This is a genomic window from Hymenobacter agri, from assembly GCF_054778495.1.
In genome coordinates this window covers 1-8,552 of sequence record NZ_BAAGZM010000139.1, presented here as the reverse complement: position 1 = coordinate 8,552, position 8,552 = coordinate 1, and the positions used below count along the sequence as shown (strand labels likewise).

The following is an 8,552-nucleotide window of genomic DNA, read 5'->3' as shown; positions in this document are numbered from 1 at the left end:
ACGCGGCCGAGTCCCGCGCCCTGGCCGTGGGCATGTTGCAACCCACCGGCGAGGGGCAGGGCCAGATTCGCTTCATGGCCGTGGCGCCCGAGGCGGCGGGGCAGGGACTGGGCCAGTGTGTGGTGGACTACCTCGAGGAACAGGCGCGCGCCGCGGGCCTCCGCGAAATCGTGCTGCACTCCCGCGAGTCGGCGGTGGGTTTTTATGCACGGCTGGGCTACGCGGTGGTGGAGCCGTCGCACGTGCTATTTGGCGTTATTCCGCATTTTCTAATGCGAAAGGAGCTGTAGGGCGGACTCTGTGAGTGCGCGCATTGCCTGCCCTAGCTACGCAAACGGGCGCGGACTCGCAGAGTCCACGCTACGTTACTTATCCCCAAACTTCTCGCGGCCGCGCCACAGGTCGAAGTACATGCGAAAATCGCCCAGCAGCGAATACCACGGGTGCTGAAACGTGGCCGGCCGGTTGTGCTCCACAAAAAAGTGGCCTACCCAGGCAAAGCCATAGGCCGCCACCACACCCGCCGCCAGCCAGTTCCAGTTGCCGGTGCGTAGCAGCATGGCCAGGCACACGATGAACAGCGTGGTGCCCACGAAATGCAGCACCCGCGTGCCCCGCCGGCTGTGCTCGCGCAGGTAGCGCGGATAGAACTCGGCAAACGTGAAAGGCTGCGTCGACATAACCGGAAGCGTGAAAGACGAAAGTAGGCGCTGCTCAGGGCGGCCACAGCGGCCGATGGCAAATGAAGTGATTTTTTCGGCAAACTTGCCAGGGTAATTTCCATCCGACCCATGTCCGACCTCACCCCTGCCCTCCCCAACCTCGCCACGATGGTGGCTGCCTACAACCAGATGAACCACTACGGTCGCACCAACGGCATGGTGCTGACGGTGAGCGCGCCCGGCCAAGTCGAATACCGCATGACCATCCGCGACGAGCACCTCTCTTCGCCCAACACCTGCCACGGCGGCGTACTGGCCGGGCTGATGGACGCGGCCCTGGGCGCAGCCGCCCTCTCGCTGGCCTTCACCAAGCTAGAGCTGGTATCTACCGTCGAATTCAAGATGAACTACCTGCACGCGGTGCACCTGCACGACGAATTGGTGGCCCGCGGCGTAGTCGACCACGGCGGCAACTCATTGGTCGTGAGCAGCTGCGTGGTGTACCGCGTAAAAGAAGGCCATGACGATGTAGCCGTCGCCCGCGGCCTCGGCACCTTCAACCGCTACCCAGCCAGCAAGCGCGACTTCGCGCAGCTGCTGACGGGCGGGCAATAAGTAACAGCGAAGCGTTAAAAGAGAAAAAGCCCGCCTGAGTCATCAGGCGGGCTTTTTCTCTTTTAACGCTTCGCTGATTTACAGCTCTACCGACGAGTGCACGCCCACGGGCTCGTACTCATCTTCGCCGTCGGTCATTTGCGGGGCGGGCACTTTGCGTACGTTGCGGGCACAGTCTTCGTCGCGGTGGTTGCGGCCCACGGTGAACTCCACCCAGTCGCCTTCGCGCAGGTCGTTGAAGTCGCCTTCGGTAAGGTCGGCGTAGCTGAAGAACAGGTTGTTCGGGGGCATTACCACGAAGCCAAAGCCGTTTTTCAGATTTTTGATGGTGCTCATGCCGAGCGTGCCCACGGGGCCGGCAGCGGTGGGGCCGGTGGGGCGGGCCAGTTTGGGCGCCGCAGCGGTGCTGGGGGCAAAGGCGGCGGGCTCGCTCTGGTTCACGAACATGGCTTCTACCACTTCATCCTGCTCCTGCAGGCCGCGGTCAATCACGTCGTGCATGGCAACCGGGTAGGTCACCTGCTCGAGCAGCTGCTGCGAGGCGCGCGTCACGCGGGTTTCGCCCTTGAAATCTTCGTATTTGAAATCCCAGTTCAGCAGCATCACGCGGGTGCCCACGGTGTTGAGCTTGCGGATGAGGGGTACGTAGTCGGAATCGCCGGCGATGAGCACGACCACATCAAGGGTTTTGTGCAGGGCCAGCTCGAGGGCTTCGAGCGAGAGCCACACGTCGATGCCTTTTTCCTGCAGGCGGCCGTCGCGGGTTTTCAGGGCCATGTAGTGCGTTTGCACGCCCAGGTTCATCAGAATGTCGTCGAGCAGGCGGTCGTGGAACAGACGGTCCTTGTCGCGGGCTTCGGTGGCCGAGAGGCGGCCGCGGAAGAAGTGAGCATCGGTGATGCGCGCCAAGCGCACGTCTACATCTTCTTCTTCGGCTACCTGGTGGCGGATGTATTCGTGGAGACCTTCGAGGCTGATACGGGCCTTGCGCTCGTGCTGGAAATAATAATAGTCGCTAATTTTTAAGAAATAGTTGCCGTCATAAAAGACACCAACCCGAATCAAGGGGCTGTTCATCTGGTTCATGGTAATGAAGTTGCGTAAAGTTAGAAGAGTGTTTTGAGTGGGATGTAGTGTGAGTTAATTGAGGGTAGAAACACCAACCTGAACGCGGGCAGACATGCCAGCTGATGGGAGGTTCAAAACGGCAGCGGGAGTATAACAAGAGCCCGGCGCGACCGCCCGGCGAGGGCAATCACGGTACCGAATGCTCGGAAAATGAAACTTTAACGGGGCCTAGCCGGCGGAAACGATTGAAATCGCGGAATAACAACCTGAATCAATACCAACACAGTCCTATTTTAACAACATATCTGCTGCGAAGCTAGCGTTATTAGCTGACTTATGCAATAGTATAAGGTTGCGATATAAGCCCGCCAGCGATGCTGCACGGCCTTTGCGGGGGCGGCTGCTATATCAGGTGCATCGAGCCCACCACCAGCCCCAGCACCAGCAGCGCGTAGCCCACGCAGATGCCCACTTCCATGACGTTGCCGCTGGCCGAGCCCGTGCTGATGAGCGGAATCTTAAAGGAATAGTCGGCAATGGGCAAAAACCAGCGTACGCCCGATTTGGTGAGGGTATCGGCCACTAGGTGGGAAGCGTAGCCGGTGCCGGCGTAGAGGGCCACGCCGCGCCAGCCCAGGTGGCGGTCGGCGAGGTGGCCGATGTAGGTCCAGAGGGCCGTGGCCCAGATGGTGTGCGTCCAGGAGCGGTGGGTGGTGAAGGGGGCCAGCGCCACGAAGGTGCCCAGCAAACTCAGCCACAGCTGCTCGGTGTAGAGGCCCGCCACTACCGTGCCCAAGCCCGTGAACAGCAGCGCCAGCCGCCGGGCCGAGCCGCCCTGCATGCCCACACCAATGAGCCCGAAGGCCAGCGCCACCGTGAAATAGAGGCGCTGCTGGGCGCTGGCCGGCAGCTGCAGGTAGGCAAACACACCAATGAGCAGGCCCGCGCCGACGAAGGCCCAGCGCACGAATTTCTGCGTGAAGCCGAGGCGCTTGCTGAGGCGGCTTTCGGGGTGGTCGAGGTCGGGGGCGAGGCTGGAGAAGCCGGCCAGCGCGATGCCGGCCAGCGAAAACGGAATGCCCGGGGCCAGCCCGGCCACGGCCACGCCGGTGATGAGGCCGATGGCCAAATGGGAAGAGCCGCGCATGCGTGGAGGAGTTGCTGGTTGCTGGTGGCGCCGGTCATGCAGAGAGTAGCAAAGCATCTCGCTCGCCTCTACTAATCCTTTTCCCGGCCATTGAATTACTTCCGGCAGGCAAGATGCTTCGCTGCGCTCTGCATGACCGGCAGGCCGCGAAGCTACGGGCAGCCCCGGAAACCTTCGCCACCTTTGCCGTGTATTTACCCCGCAGCCCGACCGGAAAATCTTCTGGCCGGGCTAGTTCATTTGCCCCTTCTAGCCTGATACCCTGTGCAAGTAGCTGATTTTCTTCGCCTCTATCGTTTGTCTCCGGAACTACAGGTGCTAGCCTCCCGCCTGCGCGGCGCGGCCAAGCCCGACCCCAACGGCGTGCGGCTGCACCTGCGCGGCCTCGTGGGCAGCCAGGATGCCGTGGTAGCTGCTGCGGTGGCCCACGCCCAGCATCCGCACGTGTTCGTGCTGCACGACAAGGACGAGGCAGCGTATTTTCTGGCCGATTTGCAGCACCTGCTGCCCGAGGGACCGGAGGCGCTGTTGTTTCCGAGCTCCTATAAGCGGGCCTACCAGTTTGACGAAACCGAAAACGCCAACGTGCTGATGCGCGCCGAAGTGCTGAACCGCATTAACACGACGCGAGCGGCGGGCAGCGGCAACAGCGTGTTCATCGTGACCTACCCGGAGGCGCTGACGGAGAAGGTAATCAACCGTCAGAGCCTAGTGAAAAACACCTTCAACGCCAAGGTGGGCGACAAGCTGGACGTGAATTTCCTGGGCGAACTGCTGGGCGAGTACGACTTCGAGAAGACGGATTTTGTGTACGAGGCGGGGCAGTACGCCGTGCGCGGCGGTATTGTGGATGTGTTCAGCTATGCCAATGAGCTGCCGTTCCGGCTCGAGCTGTTCGGCGATGAGATTGAGAGTATCCGCACGTTCAACCCGGAAACGCAGTTGTCGGTCGACCCGCGGCCTAGCATCAGCATCATCCCGAACGTGCAGACCAAGATGCTGACCGAAACGCGGGAGGCGTTTTTTGACTTTCTGCCGCGCACGGCCTGTCTCTGGCTGAAAGACGTGCGCCAGACGCTGGACGTGGTGAGCGAGCTGTACGAAAAGGCCGAGGCCAACTTCGAGCAGATGCTGGCCGAAGCCGGCGGCATGCAGATTGTGAGCAAGCCGGCCGACTTGTTCGAGAGCGGCAAGAGCTTCAAGAAACTGCTCGATGAATTTGCGGTGGTGGAATTCGGCAAGCGCTTCCACTTTAAGAATGCTGAAACATTTCAGTTTACGGCCAAGCCGCAGCCGAGCTTCAATAAGGAATTTGAGCGCATGGCCAAGAACCTGCGCGAAAACCAGCTGCGCAACTTCACCACCATTATTGCTTCGGACACCGTGCGCCAGGCCGACCGCCTACGCACCATCTTCGACGAGCTCGACAACAACGTGCAGTTTCAGCACCTGCTGCTGGCCCTGCGCGAGGGCTTTGTGGACGAGCAGCTGGAGCTGGCCGTGTACACCGACCACCAGCTGTTTGAGCGCTACTACCGCGCCCAGGAAACCAGGAAGTTTTCGAAGAAGAAGGCCCTGACCCTGCGCGAGCTGAAAACCCTGCAGCCCGGCGACTACGTGACGCACCAGGACTACGGCATTGCCCGGTTCGCGGGGCTGACGCAGGTGGAAATCAATGGGCAGATTCAGGAGGCCATCCGGCTGGTGTACCGCGACGACGACGTGCTCACGGTGAGTATCCACGCCCTGCACAAGATTGCCAAGTACAGCGGCCAGGAGGGCGCGCCGCCCACGATGAGCAAGCTGGGCTCGCCAGAGTGGGAGAACAAGAAGAAGTCGGTGAAGAAGAAGGTGAAGGACATTGCCGCCGACCTTATTCGACTATATGCCAAGCGGAAAACCGCGCCCGGCTTCGCCTTCTCGCCCGACGGCTTCATGCAGGCTGAACTCGAATCGAGCTTCATTTACGAGGACACGCCCGACCAGGCCAAGGCCACCGAGGACGTGAAAAACGACATGCAGCAGCCCCACCCCATGGACCGGCTAGTGTGCGGCGACGTGGGCTTCGGCAAGACGGAAGTGGCCATTCGGGCGGCCTTCAAGGCCGTGGCCGATGGCAAGCAGGCGGCCGTGCTGGTGCCCACCACCATTCTGGCCATGCAGCACTACAAGACCTTTCGGGACCGGCTGGCCACGCTGCCCGTGACGGTGGAATACATCAACCGCTTCAAAACCACCAAGCAGATTAAGGAAACGCTGGGGCGCGTGGCCGAGGGCAAAACTGACATCCTCATTGGCACGCACCGCCTGACTAATAAGGACATCAAGTTCAAGGACCTGGGCCTGCTGGTGATTGACGAGGAGCAGAAGTTCGGCGTGAAAACCAAGGACAAGCTGAAGGAGCTGAAGGTGAACGTGGATACGCTCACGCTCTCAGCCACGCCCATTCCGCGCACGCTACACTTCTCGCTGATGGGCGCCCGCGACCTGAGCGTGATTGCCACCCCGCCGCCCAACCGCCAGCCGGTGAACACCGAGCTGCACGTGTTTGACGAGATACTGGTGCGCGACGCGGTGGCCCGCGAGCTGAAGCGCGGCGGGCAGGTGTTTTTCGTGCACAACCGCGTGAAGGACCTCGACGAGCAGGCCGCCATGATACTGCGCATGGTGCCCGATGCCCGCATCACCACCATTCACGGGCAGATGGAGGGCGACCAGCTCGAGAAGCGCATGATGAAGTTTGTGGAGGGCGAGTACGACGTGCTGGTGAGCACCAACCTGATTGAATCGGGTCTCGACATCCCGAACGCCAACACCATCATCATCAACCGCGCCCACCTGCACGGCCTGAGCGACCTGCACCAGATGCGCGGCCGCGTGGGCCGCTCCAACCGCAAGGCCTACTGCTACTTACTCACGCCGCCGGTGGCCAACCTGCCCAGCGACGCCCGCAAGCGCCTGAGTACGCTGGAAGAGTTTTCGGACTTGGGCGCGGGCTTCAACGTGGCCATGCGCGACCTCGACATTCGCGGGGCGGGCAACCTGCTGGGCGGCGAGCAGTCGGGCTTCATCAACGACCTGGGCTACGAAACCTACCACCAGATTCTGGACGAGGCCGTGACCGAGTTGAAGGAAACCGAATTCCGCGACTTGTTCCTCGGCGACTCCAACCAGCGGCTGCAAATGGCAGCCGGCGCGGGCCGGGCCCACGAGTGCAACGTGGAGACGGACCAGCAGGTGCTCATTCCGGAGAAGTACGTGAGCAACGTGTCGGAGCGCCTGCAGCTCTACGCCAAGCTCGACCGCGCCCAGAAGCCAGAGGAGCTGCGCAAGCTGCTGGCCAGCATGGTCGACCGCTTCGGGCCGCTGCCGCCCGAGGTGGAGCAGCTGGCCGACATCGTGCGCCTGCGCTGGCAGGCCTGCAAGGTGGGCTTCACCAAAATCACGCTCAAGCGCGACACGCTGAAAGGCTACCTGGCCGCCGACGACGACCACAAGGCCTACTTCCAGGGCGAGCAGTTCGGCACCATCCTCAACTACGTGCAGACGCACCCGCGCACGGCCAAGCTGAAGGAGCACAAGGCGCAACTGATTGTGACGTTTGAGGAAGTACGCTCCATTCAGCAGGCCAAGCGCGTGCTGAGCGAGCTGGGCAGCGAGGAGGCCGTGACGGCATAGCGACGCATAATTGCGTCTGTCTCGGTGCATAACGTTCAGTGTAACTGCGTTTCTATGAAATCTCTGCCTTTCCTGCTTCTTGCACTGCTGCCGCAGTTGGCCGCCGCCCAAACCGCGCCGCAGAACCTACGCCTGAAGCACGAGCTCGACAGCATTTACGCCGTGGACCAGAAATGGCGCAGTTTACTCTTCGGACCGCGCCACCGGCCCGACTCGCTGGCCCGCGCCCTAGGCGTGACACGTGAAAGCCTGCCCACCTACCTGCCGGGCCAGATGCTGCGCACCGACTCAACCAACCTGCGCCGGGTAAAAGTCATTGTGCAGCAGTACGGTTACCCCGGCAAAACGCTGGTGGGCGAGCCTACGAACGAGGCCGCGTGGTACGTCATCCAGCACTCCGACGCCATTGGCCAGTATTTGCCCCTCATCAAGAAAGCCGCCGACCGGGGCGAATTGCCCTACCGCCTCTACGCCCAGATGCTGGACCGCCAGCTGATGCGCGCGGGCAAGCCCCAGCGCTACGGTACGCAGGGCTACGGCTACTCGATAACCAACCCGCAAACCGGCCGCCACGAGGCCCAACCGCCCTTCATCTGGCCCATTGAAAACCCCGCCCGGGTGAACGAACGCCGCCGAGAGGCTGGCTTCCCGACCACCGTGGAGCAGAACGCGGCCGCCCTCGGCATTCAGTACCGGGTGCTGACGCTGAAAGACGTGGAAAAAATGCCCAAAAACTAAGCCCTGCCCTATGACTATCCGCTGGCACTGCCTGCCCTTCGAAAGCCTGCCCAACCTGATTCTCTACGACCTGCTGCGCCTGCGCTCCGAAGTATTCGTGGTGGAGCAGAACTGCGTGTTCCAGGACATTGACCGCCAGGACATGGACGCCCACCACCTGCTGGGCTACAACGAGGCCGGCGAGCTGGCTGCCTACGCCCGCCTGTTTCCGGCCGGTGTCAGCTACGCCGAGGCCAGCATCGGGCGCGTCATTGTGGCGCAGGCCTTCCGGCAGTACGGCCTGGGCCGCGAGCTGATGCGCCAGGCGCTGACGTACTCCGACGCGCTATTTGGCCCCCAGCCCAATAAAATCGGGGCCCAGCAGCATTTGGAAGGGTTTTACAATGAGTTCGGCTACGAGCAGTGCGGGCCGATGTACGTAGAAGACGGCATCCCGCATATTCCGATGCGGCGGGCATAGCCATTTAAACCCGGTTTACCGGAGAATTGGATGTGGGAATAGCCTGTTGAGTCGACATTCAACTGTTGTTATCCCACATCCAGCCCCGGCAGACCCAGCAGCTCAGCGGCGCGCTGGGCCACGGTCCGCACGCCGGCCACGTCGGGGCCGGTGATGGTGAGGTGGCCCATCTTGCGGCCGGGGC

Annotated in this window: 8 protein-coding genes; 5 read left to right on the top strand and 3 right to left on the bottom strand. The window is 61.9% G+C overall.

Going from position 1 to position 8,552, the window contains the following annotated elements; genetic code table 11:
- Window positions 1-290, top strand: a 290-nt coding sequence (locus ACYVDE_RS09330) for a GNAT family N-acetyltransferase (RefSeq protein ID WP_460501224.1), incomplete at its 5' end; no start/stop codon positions are given.
- A 75-nt stretch (window positions 291-365) separates the two neighbouring features.
- On the opposite strand, the gene ACYVDE_RS09325 is transcribed toward ACYVDE_RS09330, so the two are convergent.
- A complete protein-coding gene (locus ACYVDE_RS09325) occupies window positions 366-680 on the bottom strand; it encodes an Mpo1-like protein (RefSeq protein WP_460501223.1) in 315 nt (104 codons plus the stop codon).
- 111 nt (window positions 681-791) lie between these two features.
- On the opposite strand from ACYVDE_RS09325, the gene ACYVDE_RS09320 reads away from it, so the two are divergent.
- Window positions 792-1,277, top strand: a complete 486-nt coding sequence (locus ACYVDE_RS09320) for a PaaI family thioesterase (RefSeq protein ID WP_460501222.1) — start codon at window positions 792-794, stop codon at window positions 1,275-1,277.
- Window positions 1,278-1,355: 78 nt separating this feature from the next.
- Here the strand turns inward: ACYVDE_RS09320 and ACYVDE_RS09315 are convergent, their stop codons facing one another.
- Together ACYVDE_RS09315 and ACYVDE_RS09310 are read right to left on the bottom strand one after the other, a co-directional pair.
- A complete protein-coding gene (locus ACYVDE_RS09315; RefSeq protein ID WP_460501221.1) occupies window positions 1,356-2,354 on the bottom strand; it encodes an NYN domain-containing protein in 999 nt (332 codons plus the stop codon).
- Window positions 2,355-2,748: 394 nt separating this feature from the next.
- Window positions 2,749-3,492 (bottom strand): metal-dependent hydrolase, encoded by a 744-nt coding sequence (locus ACYVDE_RS09310; protein ID WP_460501220.1) that lies wholly within the window; start codon window positions 3,490-3,492, stop codon window positions 2,749-2,751.
- Between the two features lie 264 nt (window positions 3,493-3,756).
- Here ACYVDE_RS09310 and mfd point away from each other — a divergent pair, with 264 nt between their 5' ends.
- The 3 genes from mfd to ACYVDE_RS09295 are packed head-to-tail and all read left to right on the top strand — an operon-like array spanning window position 3,757 to window position 8,368.
- Window positions 3,757-7,170, top strand: a complete 3,414-nt coding sequence (mfd, locus tag ACYVDE_RS09305) for a transcription-repair coupling factor (protein ID WP_460501218.1) — start codon at window positions 3,757-3,759, stop codon at window positions 7,168-7,170.
- A 54-nt stretch (window positions 7,171-7,224) separates the two neighbouring features.
- Window positions 7,225-7,908, top strand: a complete 684-nt coding sequence (locus ACYVDE_RS09300; RefSeq protein ID WP_460501217.1) for a DUF6624 domain-containing protein — start codon at window positions 7,225-7,227, stop codon at window positions 7,906-7,908.
- Window positions 7,909-7,918: 10 nt separating this feature from the next.
- Complete coding sequence (locus ACYVDE_RS09295; RefSeq protein ID WP_460501216.1) at window positions 7,919-8,368, top strand: GNAT family N-acetyltransferase; 450 nt, start codon at window positions 7,919-7,921, stop codon at window positions 8,366-8,368.
- Window positions 8,369-8,552: the final 184 nt, after the last annotated feature.

Excerpts from the sequence above, each read along its gene's own strand:
- ACYVDE_RS09325 (WP_460501223.1), bottom strand. The coding sequence starts at position 680 with ATGTCGACGCAGCCTTTCACGTTTGCCGAGTTCTATCCGCGCTACCTG.
- ACYVDE_RS09320 (WP_460501222.1), top strand. The coding sequence starts at position 792 with ATGTCCGACCTCACCCCTGCCCTCCCCAACCTCGCCACGATGGTGGCT.
- ACYVDE_RS09315 (WP_460501221.1), bottom strand. The coding sequence starts at position 2,354 with ATGAACAGCCCCTTGATTCGGGTTGGTGTCTTTTATGACGGCAACTAT.
- ACYVDE_RS09310 (WP_460501220.1), bottom strand. The coding sequence starts at position 3,492 with ATGCGCGGCTCTTCCCATTTGGCCATCGGCCTCATCACCGGCGTGGCC.
- ACYVDE_RS09300 (WP_460501217.1), top strand. The coding sequence starts at position 7,225 with ATGAAATCTCTGCCTTTCCTGCTTCTTGCACTGCTGCCGCAGTTGGCC.
- ACYVDE_RS09295 (WP_460501216.1), top strand. The coding sequence starts at position 7,919 with ATGACTATCCGCTGGCACTGCCTGCCCTTCGAAAGCCTGCCCAACCTG.